Origin of the sequence: Micromonospora sonneratiae (assembly GCF_042679305.1) — a bacterium.
Taxonomy (GTDB): domain Bacteria; phylum Actinomycetota; class Actinomycetes; order Mycobacteriales; family Micromonosporaceae; genus Micromonospora_H; species Micromonospora_H sonneratiae.
In genome coordinates this window covers 1-19062 of sequence record NZ_JBHTMP010000021.1, presented here as the reverse complement: position 1 = coordinate 19062, position 19062 = coordinate 1, and the positions used below count along the sequence as shown (strand labels likewise).

Below are 19062 nucleotides of genomic sequence, written 5' to 3'. Positions count from 1 at the left end.
GAGGTCCTGAGCCGCAGAGATGGCTTGGGCTGTGGTTGGTCGGTTGGGTGGTGGCCGGTCGGTCAGTAGCTGACCGGCGCGGCCGACGGTTCGGTCGACGTGGTGTCGGTACCGGCGGTCGCGGCGGGGGTGCGCAGCTGCTGCGCCACGTTCTGGCAGATCTTGGCGCCGTACGAGTAGCCCTTGCTGGCCGGGTAGCGCGTCATCACGCCCATGGTCCAGCCGTCCCCCATGGCCAGGCAGTTGACGTGCCAGGTCCCCTCGGCGTCGCGGGTGACCCAACCGTTCTTGATCGCGATCTGCTCGCGTTCTGCGGCGGGGAAGGCCTTGCGGATCCCGAAGTCGCCCACCCCCCGGACCTCACGCATCTCGTTCAGTAGCCAGTCGGTCCAGGTGGGGCCGGCGGCCCGCCCGTCGGCTATGCAGGCACCCAGTCGGGTGATGTCCCTCGGGGAGAGGCGGGTGATGCTCCAGTTGTTCTGGTGCGTACTGCTGTCGGTCAGCTTGCAGATGCTGATCATTCGCTTGACCGTCGCCGACCCACCGACCTGGGTCCAGAGGGCCGAGGCTGATGCGTTGTCACTGTCCCGGATCATGATGCTGACCTGACGCATCCGGGACTGGCTGGGCTTCGTGTTCTGCTCGGCCGCCCGGCGGAGGTAGTCCGCTCCGATCCATGCCTTGATCAAGGATGCGGTGGTGTTGGTCTCGGCCATGTTGGGCGACCCGACGATCTTGCCGGTGCGGGTGTCCATCATGGCCCAGGAGTACCAGCCGACAGCGTCGATCTTGACCGGCCTCGGCTGCACCGCCAGTGGTGGCAGGGTCGGCGACGGGGTGGGGGTGGGAGCTGGCCGGTTGCCGCGACTGGGGGCCTGGGAGGCGTCCCGGTCGGTGGTCTGACTCGGTTCGCCCCACCTTGCTGCGGCACTGGCCGCGAACGGTGAGCCCGGCAACAGCCGGAGCGCGGTCAGCGCGAAGACAAGCAGTACGCCAACGACGCTGGCGATCCGAAACGGCGTCATGTCGCCAGTGTGCCGTCTGCGCCTTCGAGTCTTGCCCGTCATGAACTCTTCTCAACAGGTAGGGGGACCTTCAGGCCGGCTCCCGGTTGGGCGGTCACCAACTGCCTGGTCACGCTGGCGCAGACCTGGGCACCGTGATCGAGGCCGCGTCCGATGGGATAACGCATGAGTACGGCCAGTACCCAGTCGTCGGTGACGGCGAGACAGTTGATGTGCCACATCCCGTCGGCGTTGATCGGGGTCCAGCCGTTCTTGATGCTGACCCGGGTCTCCGATTTGATCTCGTTCGGCAGGCCGTCGATGATGCCCCAACGTCCGCCACCCTGTCGGGCCTTCTGGTCCTTCTTCGCGGTGGTGCCGCGCACCTTGCTCATCTCGTCCAGGACCCACTCGGTCCACTTCGGCCCGGCCGCCGTGCCGTTCCCGACACATTCGCCCAGCCGTACGGCGTCCCGAGCGGAGATCGAAGTGTAGCTCCACCAGACGGAGCTCGCTCCCGGCGGGATGACCGCCTTCGTCTCGGTCAGTCCGCACATCCTGATCATGCGGGCGATGCTCTTCGTGCCGCCAGCGCGTCTGTAGAGGGCGTTGGTCGCGTCGTCGTTGCTGTCCCGGATCGCGGTGCTGGCCTGTTTCAACGTCTCCTCGGACGGCCCGCTGTCACCCGATTGGCGTAGTACATCGGAAACGAACCACACCTTGATCATCGACTCGGTCGAGTTGGTGGCGGTGATGTTCCTGGATCCGGAGATCTGGCCGGACTTCCGTTCGAGTAGTGCCCAGGAAAGGAAGCCGCTCTCCCATTCCACCGAGACCTTGGCGGGGGCGAGGGTCGGGGGGCCGGGCGCGGAGAGCGCCTTGGTGGTGGCCTCCTCGGCGGCGGCCTGGACGGCGTTCTTTTCGGCATCGTCACCGCTGTTCAGCTGGGCGTATGCGGCAGGGATCAACATGGCACTGCCGAGGACGATTGCTGCGATTGCGAACGCGAGCATCACGCGGGGGCGCATGGTCGGAGCAACTCCAGGATCAGGGTCGAAACGGCGGGGGGATCGGGATGTGTGGCGGCCTTGCTCCGATTTCGTCTCAGGCGATGCGGGCCGTGCGTCGACCTCCCACGACGGAATTCCGTGTGGGCCGTGAGGCGGTCACAGTGTGGGATGGCCGGGGGAGTGGCATGCCCACAAGACGTTTGATCGTCGGTCCGCGGTTGCAGCGGTGGGTGCGATTTCGTCGAAGTTTACGCGCGGAACTGCGACACGCCAGAGCGTGAAGCGCCAAGTTCTTATGAAGGAGGACGATTTGCGCCGTTATGGGGCCAGCGTTCGACTTGGCGACTCGAATGTGACGAGCATCATTTGTCCATTAAGGAATATTTCGTGACGGTTGGCGAGTTGCCGAAGAAGTCGATCGATCCGGACTTTCGTGTGACACATCTTGGTTTCGTGCCATGCGAGCTGTAACACTTGTCCGGTGTACGGCAACGACTTCCCCGGTCCCGACGACCGGTCGGACAAGAGCCTGATCGATCAGGTGGAGGCGGCGGAGGCGGACCTCCGGGCCGCCGCTGTGCGTGAGCTGCGTGGTGTGCCCTCCGGGGCACGCGGGCCGGCGGGTGTCGGGTCGGTAGGTGCCAGGGCCGAGCCCGGGGCGGCCGGGTTCGACGGGCGGCCCGGGACGGTCGGCCCGCAGCCGACGGTCGCGGAACTCCAGGCGTACTTCGATGCCGTGATCGAGGCGGACCAGAAGATCGAGCCCCGGGACTGGATGCCGGATCCGTACCGGAAGACGTTGATCAGGCAGATCGCCCAGCATGCCCATTCGGAGATCATCGGCATGCAGCCGGAGGGCAACTGGATCAGCCGGGCGCCATCGCTCAAACGCAAGGCCATCCTCCTGGCCAAGGTCCAGGACGAGGCCGGCCATGGCCTGTATCTCTATGCCGCGGCGGAGACCCTCGGGGTGACCCGGGAGGAACTGGTCGACCTGCTGCTCGAAGGCCGGCAGAAGTACAGCTCGATCTTCAACTACCCCACCCTCAGCTGGGCGGACGTGGGAGCCATCGGCTGGCTGGTGGACGGGGCGGCGATCGTCAACCAGGTGCCGCTGTGCCGGTGCTCGTACGGCCCGTACGCCCGCGCCATGATCCGGATCTGCAAGGAGGAGTCGTTCCACCAGCGGCAGGGGTACGAGATCCTGCACGTCCTGGCCCACGGCACCCCCGCCCAACGGGCCATGGCGCAGGACGCGCTCGACCGCTGGTGGTACCCGTCACTGGCGATGTTCGGCCCGCCGGACACCGACTCGACCAACTCCGAGCGGTCCATGGCCTGGAAGATCAAGCGATTCTCCAACGACGAGTTGCGCCAGCGATTCGTCGACATGTGCGTACAGCAGGTCGAGGTGCTGGGGCTGCAACTGCCCGACCCGCACCTGCGGTGGAACGAGCAGCGCCAGGCGTACGACTTCACCCCGCCGGACTACGCCGAGCTGATGCGGGTGATCTCCGGTGACGGGCCGTGCAACCGGCAGCGGATGGAGAACCGCCGCCGGGCACACAGCGAGGGTGCGTGGGTGCGTGAGGCCGCCGCCGCGTACGCCGCCAAACGGACAGCGGCGGACCGAACAGAGGTGGCAGCGTGAGTGAGCAGGTGTCCCAGCTGTGGGAGGTCTTCGTCCGGCCCCGGCGTGGGCTGGCGCACAGCCATGTCGGCAGCCTGCACGCCCCGGACGCGGCGCTGGCGCTGCGTAACGCCCGGGACCTCTACACCCGCCGACAGGAGGGGGTGTCGATCTGGGTGGTGCCGGCCAGCCAGATCACCGCATCCAGCCCGGACGAGAAGGACGCCTTCTTCGACCCGGCTGCGGACAAGGTCTATCGCCACCCGACCTTCTACGAGGTCCCCGACGGGGCGGCCCACCTGTGAACGAACTGACCGAGTTCCTGCTCCGGACCGGCGACGACGCACTGGTCGCCGCCCAGCGGCTGGGCGAGTGGGTGGCCGCCGCTCCGGAGATGGAAGAAGACATCGCGCTCGCCAACATCGCCCTCGACCAGCTCGGGGCGGCCCGGTTGCTGCTGTCGTACGCCGGGGAGCTGATGACCGGGTCCGGCCAGCGGCCGGCGGGAGCCGTCGACGGCGAGGTGACCGAGGACACCCTGGCGTACCTGCGCGACGACCGGGAGTTCCGCAACTGCCTGCTGGTCGAACTGCCCAACGGTGACTTCGCGGTCACCATGGCCAAGCTGCTGTTCCTGTCGGCCTACCAGCGGCTGCTCTACGACCGGCTGGTCGCCTCGACCGACGGCCGGCTGGCGAGCATCGCCGCGAAGGCCCGCAAGGAGGTGGCCTACCACCTGGACCACGCCCAGCTGTGGACGCTCCGGTTGGGTGACGGCACCGCCGAGTCCCACCGGCGGATGCAGGCTGCCGTGGACCAGCTCTGGCCGTACACCCATGAGCTCTTCCAGGCCGATGAACCGACCCGGCGGCTCGACGAGGCCGGTGTCGTCGCGGCCCCCGACACGCTGCGGGAGGCCTGGCTGGGTCTCGTGGAGCCGGTCCTGGCACAGGCGACGCTGGACCGGCCGGCCGACGCCTGGGCTCCGGTCGGTGGCCGTGCCGGACTGCACACCGAACACCTTTCCTACCTACTGGCCGAGATGCAGGTTCTGCACCGGGCCCACCCGGGTGCGCGATGGTGAACGGGAAGCCAGGGGCACGATCGTGAACATGAAGTCGGGTGACGTGACCGGGTGGGCCGTCCGATGAGCCTGCGGGCGGTGGTCGCGGCGGTGGTGGACCCGGAGATCCGGGTGGTCACCATCGACGAGTTGGGCATCCTGCGGGACGTCGCCGAGGACCCGGACACCGGCCGGGTCACCGTCACCATCACCCCGACCTACACGGGCTGTCCCGCGATGGACGTGATCCGGGCCGACATCCGGCACGCGCTCAGTGTCGCCGGGCATCCCGACACCGACGTGGTGACCGTCCTGGCGCCGGCCTGGAGCACCGACTGGATCTCCGAGTCGGGGCGGGCGAAGCTCGCCGCCGCCGGCATCGCCCCGCCCGGACCGGTTCGTCGGGACGGTCCGGTCCGGCTGACCCTGACCGTGGCCTGCCCGCGTTGCGGGTCGGCCGAGACCGAGCAGGTCAGCCGCTTCGGGTCCACCACCTGCAAGGCACTGTGGCGCTGCCGCGCCTGTCGGGAACCCTTCGACCACTTGAAGGCACTGTGAGCGTGATCATTACCCGGCCGGTCCGCCGCCGGCCGGTCTTCCATCCGATGCCGGTGGCCGCGGTCGACCGGCTCACCGACGACGCGGTCGCGATCACCTTTGAGGTGCCGGCCGACCTGCGACCCCGGTACGCGTTCCAGGCCGGTCAGCACCTGACCGTACGTCGGGTGGACGAGGCCGGCGGCGAGGAGGTGCGCCGGTCGTACTCGATCTGTTCCACCCCCGCCGAGTTGGCCGAGCACGGCCGGCTGCGGATCGGGGTCCGGGCGATCCCCGGCGGTGCCTTCTCCGCCTTCGCCGGGTCCGCCCTCCGGCCCGGAGACACCGTCGAGGTGATGCCACCCCTGGGCCACTTCACCACCGACTTCGACCCGGCCCGGGTGCGGCACTACGGCGCGGTAGCCGCCGGGTCGGGCATCACCCCGGTGCTCGCGCTGGTCGCCACCGCGCTGTCCGTCGAGCCGACCAGCACCTTCACCCTGGTGTACGGCAACCGGTACGCCCGCAGCGTGATGTTCGTCGAGGAACTGGCCGATCTGAAGGACCGCTACCCGGACCGGCTGCACCTGGTCCATGTGCTGTCCCGGGAGCCGGGCGAGTCGCCCCTGCTCTCTGGCCGCATCGACGCCGATCGGCTGAACCGGCTGCTGGACACGATCGTGCCGGTGCAACGGATCGACGAGTGGTTCCTCTGCGGGCCGTACGGGATGGTCACCGACGCCAAGGCGGTGCTGGCCGAACGCGGACTGCCGGCGGCAGCCGTACACACGGAGTTGTTCCACGTCGACGAGCCGCCCGCACCGCCCGAGCGGCCGGCTGACACGACGGCGGGCAGCGAAGTGACGATCATGCTGGACGGGCGGGAGTCGACCTTCCGGATGGGCCGGGACGAGCGGGTGCTCGACGCGGCCCTGAAGGTACGCGGTGAGCTGCCGTACGCCTGCAAGGGCGGAGTCTGTTCGACCTGCCGGGCCCGGGTGGTCTCCGGCGAGGTGACCATGGCCCGCAACTACGCGCTGGAACCGGACGAACTGGCCGCCGGCTATGTCCTGACCTGCCAGTCCAGCCCGGTCACCGATCAACTCACCATCGACTACGACGCCTGACGGTCCGGGCTACGACGCCTGACGGTCCGGGCTACGACGCGGGACGGTCCGCGATTACGGCACCGGACGGTCCGGCTCCCGCGCCGGCCCGACTGAGCCGGGACCTCCGGGCCACGGTCCGTCCCCGGGGCGGTGTGGGCCGGACCGCAGCGGCGTGACCGCCGACCGCACGGCCGCAGCCGGGCGACGTAGGCTCAGGGGGTGACGACGGTGAACCGGGAGATCGACAGCATCCTGCAGCGTGGCGCGGATGGCGGACGGATCACGCCCGAGGAGGCGCTGCTGCTCTACACCGATGCGCCGTTCCACGCGCTCGGTGAGGCGGCCGATGCGGTGCGCCGTCGGAGGTACCCGGACAACATCGTCACGTACCTGATCGATCGCAACATCAACTACACCAACGTGTGCGTGACGGCCTGCAAGTTCTGCGCCTTCTTCCGGGCCCCGAAGCACCGCGAGGGCTGGACGCACCCCACCGAGGAGATCCTGCGCCGGTGCGGTGAGGCGGTCGACCTCGGGGCGACCCAGGTGATGTTGCAGGGGGGTCACCACCCCGACTACGGCGTGGAGTACTACGAGGAGCTGTTCTCCTCGGTCAAGGCGGCCTACCCGCAGCTTGCGATCCACTCGATCGGGCCGAGCGAGATCCTGCACATGGCCAAGGTCTCCGGCGTCAGCCTGGACGAGGCGATCGCCCGGATCAAGGCCGCCGGTCTGGACTCGATCGCGGGGGCGGGTGCCGAGATGCTGCCCGCGCGTCCCCGTAAGGCGATCGCCCCGCTGAAGGAGTCGGGCGAGCGGTGGTGCGAGGTGATGGAGTTGGCCCACCGGCAGGGCATCGAGTCCACCGCCACCATGATGATGGGGACCGGCGAGACCAACGCCGAGCGGATCGAGCATCTGCGGATGATCCGCGACGTGCAGGACCGTACGGGTGGTTTCCGGGCGTTCATTCCCTGGACGTACCAGCCGGAGAACAACCATCTCAAGGGGCGCACCCAGGCGACCACTTTGGAATATCTCCGGCTGGTCGCGGTGGCCCGACTTTTCTTCGAGACCGTGCCGCACCTACAGGCGTCCTGGTTGACCACGGGTAAGGATGTCGGACAGCTCGCTCTGCACATGGGTGTCGATGACCTTGGTTCGATCATGCTGGAGGAGAACGTGATTTCCTCCGCGGGTGCCCGGCACCGCTCCAATCTGCACGAGCTGATCTGGATGATCCGGTCGGCTGGCCGGATTCCGGCGCAGCGGGACACCCTCTACCGTCACCTGGCGGTGCACCGTACTCCCGCTGACGATCCGCGCGACGACCGGGTCGTCTCACACTTCTCCTCGATTGCGTTGCCTGGTGGGGGTGCTGGCCGTACCCTGCCATTGGTTGACGCAACGTAATTCGCCGGCGGCTTCGAGTAAAGCGATTCATCGTCCTTTCGGTCGATGGTTGTCTGATGAGTCGATGAATTGCCGGGTACGTTTGGCCGGGGTTGGTGTTCCGGCTCCCCGACAAGGATGATCATTTCGGACATTCCTTAAGGGATCCATAGGTGCGCAGCTCAGCGGGGGTCCCCGACCGGGGTAGCGGGCGGCCGGGCGGGGCGCTAACGTGCCGTTGGTATTTGCCCTTTACCCCCAAGGGATTCCTTTATGAATTTCCGTAACCGCGCGTTGGCGCGCGTTGGCGCCGCTACTCTGCTGGCGTCCGGCGTGTTCGCCGCGACCGGTGCGCCGGCCCTCGCGGCCGGTACCCAGACCGATCTCGAACTCACCGTCGTCGGTACGCGGCTTGCCGCCGGGGCGGACGGCAAGATCGGTTGGGCAAAGATCACCAACAAGGGGACAGGCACCCCGAGCAAGCTGAGCATCACGGCCGACCTGTCCCAGGTCGACCTTGAGCGGATCATCGCGCTTCCGTTCTCCACCGGGGATTGCGACTTCCAGGACGATTTCAAGGTCACGTGTGAGGTGTCGCCCGACACCATTCCCGGGCCGGGTGAGACCCTGGAATTGCCGGTCTTCGTCTACAAGACCGAAGTCAAGAGCCCGTACAGCGCTCCGGTGAAGTTCACCATCAACTCGCCGGACGACACGAACAAGGGCAACAACTCCAAGACCGTCAAGATTACGGCCGGTGAGGCCAGCGGCGTCGACCTCGGCGTACTGGTCCCGGACGTCAAGTTCCGGATCGACTGGGAGAACGGCCCGGTCTTCCCCGGCGAAGGCGACGAGCTGCCCGAGCTTCGCGCCGGTGACCGGACGGTCGTCTCCGGCTGGGTCTTCAACTGGGGCGACGTGGCCGCCACCGGCCTCAAGGTCAAGGTGCAGCTGCCCAAGCAGGTGACCTTCGCCGAGGCCGAGGAGACCTGTGAGTACAGCGCCGACAAGCGTACGGCGACCTGCACGTACACGGACCTCCTGCTGCTGCCGATGGACCCGGACAGCGAGGGCGACCTGGGTGCGGCGTTCTACTGGCCGATCCAGGTGGCTGAGGACGCCGAGGAGCCGGTGACCCTCGGTGGTGGTTCGTGGACGGTCGAGGCGCTGGGCCAGGTGGCCCCGGAGAAGCAGGTCCGCAAGGCGGCCAAGCCGCTGCCGAAGAACGTCAAGATGATCAGCGCCGAGAGCGTCAAGGCCAACGAGGTCGACGCCAGTGACAACGTGGACGACTTCGCGGTCGTTCTCGCCGGAAACGGCGGTGGCGGCGGCGGTCTGCCGGTCACCGGTGTGCAGGCCGGCCTGATCGGTGGCGTCGGGGTGGCCGTGGTGGCCGCCGGTGGCGTCATGTTCCTGATGGCCCGCCGTCGGCGGGTGGTCCTGGTGACCCCAGGTGACGAGAAGTCGACCGTCTGACGGTCGCCCCACTCCGGCTGAGTAGCCGGTTCACATAACGCAAGATGTCGTGGGCGGGCGGGGGACCGCCCGCCCACTTCGTGCTCCAGACTGTGATCGCTATCGGTCCCAGAACCACCGCTTCCATGTCTGTGGGGTCAGATGAACAATCGCGTACTGCGAGCCGGCGCGGGTGGTGGGATGGCCACCGCCCTGGTTGCCCTCGGTCTCCTGGCTGCCCCGGCGTCCGCCACCCCCACCGCTTCGGCGGATCTCAACCTCTTCGTCGCCGGGAACACGGTCGTCAAGAACGCGGCCATCAAGCAGTTCCGGGTACGCCTGTCCAACGCCGGCCCGGACGCGGCGCAGGGTATCCGGGTCACCATCGACGCCAGCAAGATCAAGCAGGACGTGCTGGCCTTCGGTCTGCCCGCCGGGCCGGACTGTGTCGCTGACGGGCCGACCCGGGTCACCTGCGGGCTGGGCGAACTGGCCGACGGCGGCAACCTCACCGACTTCCCGGCGCTGTTCGCGACCACCCCGAAGAAGCAGGGTGACGCCGGTTCCTTCAAGGTGACCGTGACCTCGGCGACGACCGACCCGGACACCAGCAACAACAGCCAGACGGTGCAGGTCCAGGCCGCACCGGCCGGATACGACCTGGCCGCGGTCGCCTACGACGTCCACGCCGACCCCGTCGCCAGGACGCCGATCGCCCCGGGCGGCACCGGTGAGTTGGACTGGGCGCTCTACAACCAGGGCAGCCGCGCGGTCAGGGGCATCCGGTTCGAGATCGCGTTGCCGTACTGGGTGACTTTCGCCGAGAAGCGGACGGGCTGCACCTACGACGACGAGAACAACACGGCGGTGTGCACCCGGCCGAACCGCACGGTACGCCCCGGCGAGGTCCTCCAACTGGCCAAGCCGATCAAGGTGAAGGTGGCGGCGAACGCGCCCGGGCCGATGACGCTGACCGGTGGCCGGGTGGTTGGCTACGGACTCGGCGACCTGGCCGAGGAAGCTGAGAACCGGACGGCCGCCGAGGACGACACCACCGTGCGGAAGGCCGATGCCAAGGTCCGGAAGCGGCTGGAGTCCGATCCGTCGGACAACGTCGCGTCCTTCTCGGTCTTCGCCGCCGCCAGTTCGATCGACCTCGCGATCACCAGCACCCCGGCGGAGGGGGCGGTCGGCGAGACCGTCGAGGTCGGGTTCACGATGGACAACAACGGCCCGGCCACCGGCAGCCCGTTCGTGACGGTGAAGGCGCCGAGCGGCACGCTGGCCCTGCGACCGGCGACCGGGGAATACCCGACATGTCGTACGGCTTCCGGCTCGATCGAGTTCGTCGAGGCACCGGAGCTGCGGTGCTCGTTCGAGAGCGAGTTCCGGCCCGGCACGCAGTTCAAGTTCTCGCTCAGGTTCCGGGTGGTCTCGGCACCGGTCGGCTCGAACGGCAGCATCGCGGTCGGCAACGGGTTGCCTTCGCCGGAGAGCAAGCCGGAGAACAACACCGCTGCGATCTCCATCACCCTGTCGGATGGCGGAGAAGGCGGCGGTCTGCCGGTCACCGGTGTGCAGGCCGGTCTGATCGGTGGCGTCGGGGTGGCCGTGGTGGCCGCCGGTGGCGTCATGTTCCTGATGGCCCGCCGTCGGCGGGTGGTCCTGGTCACCCCGGCCGACGAGAGGTCGACCGACTGAGGACGTACGGCCAATGACAATGGGCGGGATGGTCGACCATCCCGCCCATTGTCGTTTTCCGGCCACGTTCGCATGCCCTCGGCTACCGATCGGAAGTGACGGTCAGGTCGGTCGAAGACCCGGGAACGGACCTGTTCCGACAGTGCGGATGACCGGTTTCGACAGTGCTGCCGATGCGGACAAAGGGGCGGGACGGCATCGAACGCGTGGAACTAGAGTGCGAATTCATGCAGTCGAATCTGTCGATCATCGCGCGGACGTGTGTCGCATTGTTCGTGGCGGCGTCCGGCCAGGTCGCATTCAGCCAGCCCGGGTATGCAGCCAGCCCGACCACGCCGGCCCGACCCGCGCCCGCTGCCAGCAGCAGCGACCTCTCCGTACAGCTCACTGGCCTGCAACTGAACCCATCCATCCGGCGCAAGGTCATTACCACGACCGTGACCAATCACGGCCCGTCGACCGCGCGGGGCATTGTCGTCAAGTTCAGTGGATGGGTGGATAGCGAGACAGTGGACCCGGGGACGGTCAACTTCTGCCGGCCGCCCTGGATCGACCAGCAGACGCGTCGGGCGGGGTCGGACCCGCAGAATCCCCGGAACGCCGACATCGGACATCAGTGCAAGGTGCCCGATCTACGGGCCGGTCAGTCGGTCAAACTGTATTCGCGGACGCTCCTCTGGGCCGGGGTCCATGGCTCGATCGGCGAACTCGCCGCAGTCGTCTCCCATGCCGGTGTCGACCCGGTGACGACCAACAATTCGGCAGGCGGTCGAATCATGATGCGGGGTGGTCGTGGTGTCGACCTGTATGCGCGGGTGTCGGACGTGCCGACCAGTGCGGCGGGGAAGGTTGGCGCGGTGGTGCCGGGGAACTCCGCGGAACTGCGGTATGAGATCGGCAACAACGGCTCGTTGTCGGCCCGGGGACTCAAGGTGCAGATCGAGCTGCCCCGGCACGTGACCTTCGCGGAGTCCCGGTCCGACTGTGTGTACGACCCGGCCGGTCGTACCGCGACCTGCGTGTATCGGAAGCTGCTGCTGATTCCGGTGCAGAACGACGAGAAGCCGGGTGACGACCTCCATTCCGCAGTGCGGTTCACGCACCGGCTGCGGGTGTCAGTCGACGCTCCGGCCCCCGGGTACCTGGCCGGCGGTGTGCTGATCGCCGAGCCGATCGACATCGAGTCGAAGCCTGAGGTCGCGGCCAGCACCGTGTTGCCCGACGGGGTGACCGGTCTTCGGGGTGTGGACCTCGACGGTAGCGACAACGAGGATCGGTTCACGGTGTTCACCGGACGGCCGGGTGGGGCAGGCGGAGGATTGCCGGTGACCGGTGCGCCGGCCGGGCTGCTCGGCGGGATCGGGTTGGCCTCGGTGCTCGTCGGGGGTGCCCTCGTCCTGGCGACCCGGCGACGTCGACAGCCACCGCAGACCCCCGGTGACGGTCCGTCGACCGGCTGACCCATTCGAGGTCCGGCAAGTCCAGGCTGGCAGAGTGGGACGGGTGAGCCGTACTCCGCGCGGACAGCGCGCCAGCCTGGACAAGCAGCCACACGAGGTCGCCGCGATGTTCGACGGTGTGGCGGCAAGATATGACCTGACCAACACCGTGCTGTCGTTCGGGCAGGACCGGGGATGGCGGCGGGCCACCCGGGCCGCGCTACGACTGTTGCCGGGCGAGCGGGTGCTCGACGTGGGTGCCGGCACCGGCGTCTCCACTCAGGAGTTGGCCGAGTCCGGGGCGTACGCGGTGGGTGCCGACCTCTCGTTGGGCATGTTGCGGTCCGGTAAGCAGTCCCGACCGGAGGTGCCCCTGTTGGCGGGCGACGCGCTGCGGCTCCCGTTCCCGGACGAGACCTTTGACGCGGTGACCATCTCCTTCGCGTTGCGCAACATTTCGGACACCGAGGCCGCGTTGCGGGAGATGGCCCGGGTGACCCGGCCCGGCGGGCGGCTGGTGGTCTGCGAGTTCAGCACCCCCACCAACCCGGCGTTCCGTACGGTCTACCTGTCGTACCTGATGCGGTCCCTGCCGACCGTGGCGCGGGCGGTGTCGAGCAACCCCGACGCGTACGTCTATCTGGCCGAGTCGATCCGGTCCTGGCCGGACCAGGCCGGGTTGGCCGAGCGGATCGGCGGGTCGGGCTGGAGTCGGGTGGCCTGGCGCAACCTGACCGGCGGCATCGCGGCCCTGCACCGGGCCGTACGCGACTAGCTGTACCCGGCCATCAAGTTGGTGGCGTTCGGCTGATGGGCTAGTTGTTCCAGATTCGCCGTTTCGGGCATTTGGAGGGCTTTGCCCGGATAGGCTGCCCGCATGACCGGGGTAGAGCGGCTGGAGGCCGATGCGCACCCGGCCGGCACGGACGCGGCCGAGTTGATTGATCAACTTCGACAGTTGGCCGGAGCGGACCCGGCCGGTGCGCAGCAGGTGATCGCCGACGTGCTGGCCGCCCTCGACCGGGCGGCAGGCGGTGCGTTGCGCGCCCAGTCGCCCGACGCGTTCCCGTTCCATCCCGACCGGGAGTGACTGTCACCCGTGGCATCGGTGGCTGTCATCCCGGCGGGAGTCGGCCGTTGGTTCTGATCGGACGTGTCGTCTTTCGCCGATCGAAAGTGGCGCTTTCTCCCCCGATCGATAGTGACTTCGGTCGCCTTCCGCGCCCGCCGGTGCCGTCCCAACGCTCCCACCTCGGGTAGTTAGGGTCACCTAACCAGTTACCGGCCTTGTCGCGGTCTTAGACTCCTCCCGAACCAAGCTTGTGAAGCATTTCACGAGCACTCGGAGGTCGAGGGAGGCGCAGATGACCGCCGTCGAGAACGACGCGGATGTCATCGTCGTAGGTGCTGGGCCGGGTGGCTCCACCACCGCCTACCACCTCGCCCACCACGGGTTGCGAGTCCTCCTGCTGGAGAAGACCGAGTTCCCACGGGAGAAGGTCTGCGGCGACGGCCTCACCCCCCGCGCGGTCAAGCAACTCGTCAAGCTCGGTATCGACACTTCGCCCGAGGCCGGCTGGCTGCACAACAAGGGACTGCGGGTCATCGGCGGCGGCGTACGCCTCGAACTCGACTGGCCCGAGCTGGCCAGCTTCCCCAACTACGGACTGGTCCGCACCCGGCTCGACTTCGACGACATGCTGGCCAAGCGGGCGGTCGAGGCCGGCGTGGACCTGCGGACCGGCGTGAACGTCACCGGCCCGGTGCTCGATGGCCACGGCCGGGCGATCGGCGTCACCGCCGAGGTCGGCCCCGGCAAGGAGCCGGCGACCTTCCATGCGCCGCTGATGATCGCGGCCGACGGGGTCTCCGGCCGCTTCCCGTTGGCGCTCGGGCTGGCCAAGCGCGAGGACCGGCCGATCGGGGTGGCGGTACGCCGCTACTACCGGTCCCCGGCCCGGCACGACGACGACTACCTGGAGTCGTGGCTGGAGTTGCGCAGCCGGGAGAGTGCCGACAAGCTGCTGCCGGGTTACGGCTGGATCTTCGGCATGGGCGACGGCCGGGTCAACGTCGGGCTCGGCGTGCTCAACTCCTCGTCGGCGTTCGGCAAGACCAACTACCGCCGACTGCTCACCGACTGGCTCGACAACACCCCGGCGGACTGGGGGCTGAACGACAGCGCCAACGCCGACGGTCCGATCCTCGGCGCGGCCCTGCCCATGGGGTTCAACCGGGTTCCGCACTACACCCGGGGCGTGCTGCTGGTCGGCGACTCCGGCGGCATGGTCAACCCGTTCAACGGGGAGGGCATCGCCTACGCCATGGAGTCCGGCGAGTTGGCCGCCGAGGTGGTGGTGCAGGCGCTGGCGCGACCGGCCGGGATGGACCGGGAGCGGGCGCTGGCGCACTACCCGACCGAGCTGAAGGCCCGCTACGGCGGCTACTACCGGCTCGGCGGGATCTTCGTGAAGCTCATCGGCAATCCGCAGATCATGCGGATCGCCACCAAGCACGGCATGCCGCGTCCGCTGCTGATGCGGTTCGTCCTTAAGCTGCTGGCCAACCTTACCGACCCGCGCGGCGGTGACGCGATGGACCGGATCATCAACGCGATGACCAGGGTGGCGCCCAGTGTTTGAGTGGTCATCCCGTCACTCTGTGTGATTCGCAGCACCCTTCCGAGGGTGTTGGCGAAGAAGTGAATACGTTGGACTGGTGGTTGGCCGGACAGGAAAGGACGGCAGGAGGAGATGTCACTCTCCATGTGGGTGCCCATCGTGGGTCTGTTGATCCTGGGCGCACTCTTTGCTCTCTTCTCCGTGGCGATTGCGCCCATTGTCGGCCCCAAACGGGCCAACCGGGCGAAGCTCGCGGCGTACGAGTGTGGCATCGAGCCGTCGCCGATGCCGATCGGCGGCGGTCGGTTCCCGATCAAGTTCTACCTGACGGCCATGCTCTTCATCGTCTTCGACATCGAGATCATCTTCCTCTACCCGTGGGCCGTGTCGTTCGACATGCTCGGCCTCTTCGGGTTCGTCGAGATGGTGCTGTTCATCGTCACGGTGTTCATCGCGTACGCCTATGTGTGGCGGCGTGGCGGGCTGGACTGGGACTGAGGTTTCGTCATGGGTATCGAAGAGAAGCTGCCGAGCGGCATCCTGCTCACCTCGGTCGAGAAGCTCTCCAACTGGGCACGTAAGTCGTCGTTCTGGGGTGCGACCTTCGGTCTCGCCTGCTGCGCGATCGAGATGATGGCCGCCGGCACCCCGCACTACGACCTGGGCCGGTGGGGCATGGAGGTGTTCCGCGCCTCGCCCCGTCAGGCCGACCTGATGATCGTCGCCGGTCGGGTGAGCCAGAAGATGGCCCCGGTCGTGCGCCAGATCTACGACCAGATGCCCGAGCCCCGCTCGGTCATCTCGATGGGCGTCTGCGCCTCCTCCGGCGGCATGTTCAACAACTACGCCATCGTGCAGGGCGTGGACCACATCGTGCCGGTGGACATCTACCTGCCCGGCTGCCCGCCACGGCCCGAGATGCTCATCGACGCCATCCTCAAGATGCGCGAGAAGGTGATGGCCCAGCCGCTCGGCCCCAACGGCCGCAAGATGCTCGAGGCCCGCCGCGAGCGCGGTGACGTGCCCGTCGTCGCACCCGGTGCGATGCCCTCCTCCTACCGGGTCGACAAGGTCCGGCGTGCTCAGTGGGAAGAGGCGGTCCGCGAGGGCCGCGAGGAGCAGTTGCGCATCGAGAACTGGATGAAGGCGCAGAACCACCTGAAGCTCGGGGGCAACAAATGACCTCTCCCTCACCCGCGCCCAGTGAGAAGCCCGGCGGCGGCGTACCCGTCGCCGCGCCGCCGGTCGGCGCGACCAGCGGCGCACCCGCCGAGTTCCCGCCGGCCAGTCCGGCCGGCCGGGGCATGTTCGGCATCCAGGGCACCGGCGACACCTCCGGCTTCGGTGGCCTGAAGCGGCGGTCGGTACCCGTCGTGGACAGCCCACGACCGTACGGCGGCTACTTCGACGAGGTCCGCGACGCGCTGGAGGAGGCGTACCCCGGGTTCGCCGAGGCCATCGAGAAGGTCGTCATCGACCGGGGTGAGATGACCCTGCACATCCGGCGCGAGAAGATCCTCGAGGTCTGCCGGATCATGCGCGACGACGAGTCGCTGCGCTTCGAGCTGTGCAGCTCGGTGTCCGGCGTGGACTACCTCGGCACCGACGAGCGGCGGCTGCACGTGGTCTACCAGCTCACGTCGATGACCTACCGGCGATGGGTGCGGCTGGAGGTCGCGGTTACCGCAGCCGACCCGCACGTGCCCAGCGTCACGTCCGTCTACCCCACCGCCGACTGGCAGGAGCGGGAGACGTACGACATGTTCGGCGTCATCTTCGACGGCCACCCCGGTCTGACCCGGATCCTCATGCCGGACGACTGGGAGGGCCACCCGCAACGCAAGGACTACCCACTCGGCGGTATTCCGGTCGAGTACAAGGGCGCTCAGATTCCCCCTCCAGACCAACGGAGGTCCTACCAATGACCACCCCTGGCTACGCGACGGAACGAGAGACCACCGAAGGCAAGGTCTTCACCGTCACCGGCGGTGACTGGGAGACCGTCGTTGCCGACATCGACCCGATCAACGACGAGCGGATCGTCGTCAACATGGGTCCGCAGCACCCGTCGACCCACGGCGTGCTGCGACTGGTGATCGAGCTGGAGGGCGAGACCGTCCGGGAGTGCCGGCCGGTCGTGGGCTACCTGCACACCGGCATCGAGAAGAACCTCGAATACCGCACCTGGGTACAGGGCACCACCTTCGTCACCAGGATGGACTACCTGGCGCCGATCTTCAACGAGACGGCGTACGCGCTGGCAGTGGAGAAGCTGCTCGGCATCACGGACGAGATCCCTGATCGGGCCACCACGATCCGGGTGCTGATGATGGAGCTCAACCGGATCTCCTCGCACCTGGTCTGGATCGCCACCACCGGTATGGAACTCGGCGCGATCTCGTTGATGCTGTACGGATTCCGGGAGCGCGAGTACGTCCTGGACATCTTCGAGCTCTGCTCCGGGCTGCGGATGAACATGGCGTACGTCCGTCCCGGCGGCGTCGCCCAGGACGTGCCCGACGAGGCGATCAAGAAGATCGACGAGTTCCTCGACTACCTGCCGAAGCGGCTGGCGGAGTACGAGGACATGCTCAGCGGGCAGCTCATCTGGAAGCAGCGCACCCAGGGGGTCGCGGTGCTGGACGTGACCGGGTGCCTCTCCCTCGGCATCACCGGCCCGGTGCTGCGGTCGGCGGGCCTGGCCTGGGACCTGCGCAAGACCAACCCGTACTGCGGCTACGAGAACTACGAGTTCGACGTACCGACCGCGGACACCGCCGACGTGTGGGGCCGCTACCTGGTCCGGATGGCGGAGATCCGCGAGTCGATGAAGATCGTGCGGCAGGCGGTCGACCGGCTCCGGCCCGGCCGGATCATGGTGTCCGACAAGAAGATCGCCTGGCCGGCGCAGCTGGCCATCGGCGTGGACGGCATGGGCAACTCGCTGGAACACGTCGCCAAGATCATGGGCCAGTCGATGGAGTCGCTGATCCATCACTTCAAGCTGGTCACCGAAGGTTTCCGGGTGCCGCCCGGCCAGGTCTACGTCGGCATCGAGGCCCCGCGCGGCGAGTTGGGCGTGCACGCGGTCTCCGACGGTGGAACGCGTCCGTACCGGGTGCACTACCGCGAGCCGAGCTTCGTCAACCTGCAGGCGGTTCCTGCGATGGCCGAAGGCGCACTGCTGGCCGACGTGATCGCCGGCGGGGCTTCACTGGACCCGGTGATGGGCGGGTGTGACCGATGAGCGTGGGCGCGGAGAGCGAGCGTTTTGTGTTCAGCCAGGAGACGCGCGAGCGGGCGCAGGAGATCATCGCCCGTTACCCGGCCGACCGGTCGCGGTCGGCGTTGCTGCCGATGCTGCACCTGGTGCAGTCGGAGGAGGGCTACGTCTCGCCCGCCGGGGTCGAGTTCTGCGCCGAGGTGCTCGGGCTCAACAAGGCCCAGGTCGGCGCGGTAGCCACCTTCTACACCATGTACAAGCGGCGGCCGACCGGCGACTTCCTGGTCAGCGTCTGCACCAACACCATGTGCAACTCGCTCGGCGGGCAGGACGTCTACGACGCCCTCTCCGAGTACCTGGGTGTCGGGCACGAAGAGACCACCGCCGACGGCAGCATCACCCTGGAACACGCCGAGTGCCTGGCCGCGTGTGACTACGGCCCGGTCATGACGGTCAACTACGACTTCTTCGACAAGGTCGAGCCGGAGACCGCGCTCGGCGTGGTCAAGGAGTTGCAGACCGGCGGTCGGCCGATGCCCACCCGGGGTGCCCGGCTGTGCACGCTGAAGGAGATGGCACTGCAACTCGCCGGCTTTGCCGACACCCGCGAGGGCGCGGTCGCCGACGGGCCGGCCGGTGACTCGACGTTGCGCGGTGTGCGCCTCGCCGACCAGCACGGAATCTCCGTGGCCGGGTTCGACCCGAGCACCCCGATCAAGGGCAAGGGCGCGGCCGACGTGCCGCCGCCGGCCACCACCCGCCCGGCCGCCGCGACCGGCACCCCCGCCCCGGACGTCAAGGGCCCGGACGCCAAGTCGCCGCAGATCCGTACGGCGGAGACCCGCTCGCCGGACGCGAAGACCCCGGTCGCGGACGCG

Annotated in this window: 19 protein-coding genes; 17 read left to right on the top strand and 2 right to left on the bottom strand. The window is 68.1% G+C overall.

The genetic code is table 11. The features are described from left to right. Positions 1-62: 62 nt before the first annotated feature. Positions 63-1025 carry a serine hydrolase gene (locus ACFQ4H_RS15440; RefSeq protein ID WP_377571574.1) on the bottom strand — a complete coding sequence of 321 codons (963 nt, stop codon included), beginning with the start codon at positions 1023-1025 and terminating at the stop codon, positions 63-65. A 38-nt stretch (positions 1026-1063) separates the two neighbouring features. Further along, the gene (locus ACFQ4H_RS15435; protein ID WP_377571573.1) at positions 1064-2032 is read right to left on the bottom strand and encodes a serine hydrolase; all 969 of its coding nucleotides are present in this window, start codon (positions 2030-2032) and stop codon (positions 1064-1066) included. A gap of 463 nt (positions 2033-2495) precedes the next feature. Here ACFQ4H_RS15435 and paaA point away from each other — a divergent pair, with 463 nt between their 5' ends. From paaA to nuoE, 17 genes are all read left to right on the top strand, one after another. Further along, positions 2496-3665 carry a 1,2-phenylacetyl-CoA epoxidase subunit PaaA gene (paaA, locus tag ACFQ4H_RS15430; RefSeq protein ID WP_377571571.1) on the top strand — a complete coding sequence of 390 codons (1170 nt, stop codon included), beginning with the start codon at positions 2496-2498 and terminating at the stop codon, positions 3663-3665. Then, complete coding sequence (gene paaB, locus ACFQ4H_RS15425) at positions 3662-3949, top strand: 1,2-phenylacetyl-CoA epoxidase subunit PaaB (RefSeq protein ID WP_377571569.1); 288 nt, start codon at positions 3662-3664, stop codon at positions 3947-3949. Before paaA ends, paaB begins: the two co-directional genes overlap by 4 nt. Continuing rightward, positions 3946-4728 carry a 1,2-phenylacetyl-CoA epoxidase subunit PaaC gene (gene paaC, locus ACFQ4H_RS15420; RefSeq protein ID WP_377571567.1) on the top strand — a complete coding sequence of 261 codons (783 nt, stop codon included), beginning with the start codon at positions 3946-3948 and terminating at the stop codon, positions 4726-4728. The genes paaB and paaC overlap by 4 nt, the downstream gene beginning before the upstream one ends. Before the next feature lie 63 nt (positions 4729-4791). Further along, the gene (gene paaD, locus ACFQ4H_RS15415) at positions 4792-5265 is read left to right on the top strand and encodes a 1,2-phenylacetyl-CoA epoxidase subunit PaaD (protein WP_377571566.1); all 474 of its coding nucleotides are present in this window, start codon (positions 4792-4794) and stop codon (positions 5263-5265) included. Continuing rightward, positions 5262-6371: a 1,2-phenylacetyl-CoA epoxidase subunit PaaE gene (gene paaE / locus ACFQ4H_RS15410; protein ID WP_377571564.1), complete on the top strand. Its 1110-nt coding sequence runs from the start codon at positions 5262-5264 to the stop codon at positions 6369-6371. Before paaD ends, paaE begins: the two co-directional genes overlap by 4 nt. A gap of 201 nt (positions 6372-6572) precedes the next feature. Next, positions 6573-7766: a cyclic dehypoxanthinyl futalosine synthase gene (gene mqnC, locus ACFQ4H_RS15405; RefSeq protein WP_377571562.1), complete on the top strand. Its 1194-nt coding sequence runs from the start codon at positions 6573-6575 to the stop codon at positions 7764-7766. A gap of 252 nt (positions 7767-8018) precedes the next feature. Continuing rightward, entirely contained in the window at positions 8019-9221 is a 1203-nt protein-coding gene (locus tag ACFQ4H_RS15400) for a hypothetical protein (protein ID WP_377571561.1), read from the top strand. Between the two features lie 141 nt (positions 9222-9362). Then, entirely contained in the window at positions 9363-10901 is a 1539-nt protein-coding gene (locus tag ACFQ4H_RS15395; RefSeq protein ID WP_377571559.1) for a hypothetical protein, read from the top strand. Positions 10902-11128: 227 nt separating this feature from the next. Then, positions 11129-12361 (top strand): hypothetical protein, encoded by a 1233-nt coding sequence (locus tag ACFQ4H_RS15390; protein ID WP_377571557.1) that lies wholly within the window; start codon positions 11129-11131, stop codon positions 12359-12361. Positions 12362-12404: 43 nt separating this feature from the next. Beyond that, positions 12405-13115: a demethylmenaquinone methyltransferase gene (locus tag ACFQ4H_RS15385; RefSeq protein WP_377571556.1), complete on the top strand. Its 711-nt coding sequence runs from the start codon at positions 12405-12407 to the stop codon at positions 13113-13115. Positions 13116-13217: 102 nt separating this feature from the next. Beyond that, a complete protein-coding gene (locus tag ACFQ4H_RS15380) occupies positions 13218-13430 on the top strand; it encodes a hypothetical protein (RefSeq protein WP_377571554.1) in 213 nt (70 codons plus the stop codon). A gap of 274 nt (positions 13431-13704) precedes the next feature. After that, positions 13705-14982, top strand: coding sequence for a geranylgeranyl reductase family protein (locus tag ACFQ4H_RS15375; RefSeq protein ID WP_377571553.1), 1278 nt, complete (start codon positions 13705-13707; stop codon positions 14980-14982). Positions 14983-15093: 111 nt separating this feature from the next. Beyond that, positions 15094-15459 (top strand): NADH-quinone oxidoreductase subunit A, encoded by a 366-nt coding sequence (locus tag ACFQ4H_RS15370; protein WP_377571551.1) that lies wholly within the window; start codon positions 15094-15096, stop codon positions 15457-15459. 9 nt (positions 15460-15468) lie between these two features. Continuing rightward, positions 15469-16143 carry a NuoB/complex I 20 kDa subunit family protein gene (locus ACFQ4H_RS15365; protein ID WP_377571550.1) on the top strand — a complete coding sequence of 225 codons (675 nt, stop codon included), beginning with the start codon at positions 15469-15471 and terminating at the stop codon, positions 16141-16143. Then, the gene (locus tag ACFQ4H_RS15360) at positions 16140-16886 is read left to right on the top strand and encodes an NADH-quinone oxidoreductase subunit C (protein ID WP_377571549.1); all 747 of its coding nucleotides are present in this window, start codon (positions 16140-16142) and stop codon (positions 16884-16886) included. The genes ACFQ4H_RS15365 and ACFQ4H_RS15360 overlap by 4 nt, the downstream gene beginning before the upstream one ends. Continuing rightward, positions 16883-18208: an NADH-quinone oxidoreductase subunit D gene (locus ACFQ4H_RS15355; RefSeq protein WP_377571547.1), complete on the top strand. Its 1326-nt coding sequence runs from the start codon at positions 16883-16885 to the stop codon at positions 18206-18208. Before ACFQ4H_RS15360 ends, ACFQ4H_RS15355 begins: the two co-directional genes overlap by 4 nt. Continuing rightward, on the top strand, positions 18205-19062 hold an 858-nt coding region (gene nuoE, locus ACFQ4H_RS15350; RefSeq protein ID WP_377571546.1), incomplete at its 3' end, for an NADH-quinone oxidoreductase subunit NuoE. The genes ACFQ4H_RS15355 and nuoE, both read left to right, overlap by 4 nt.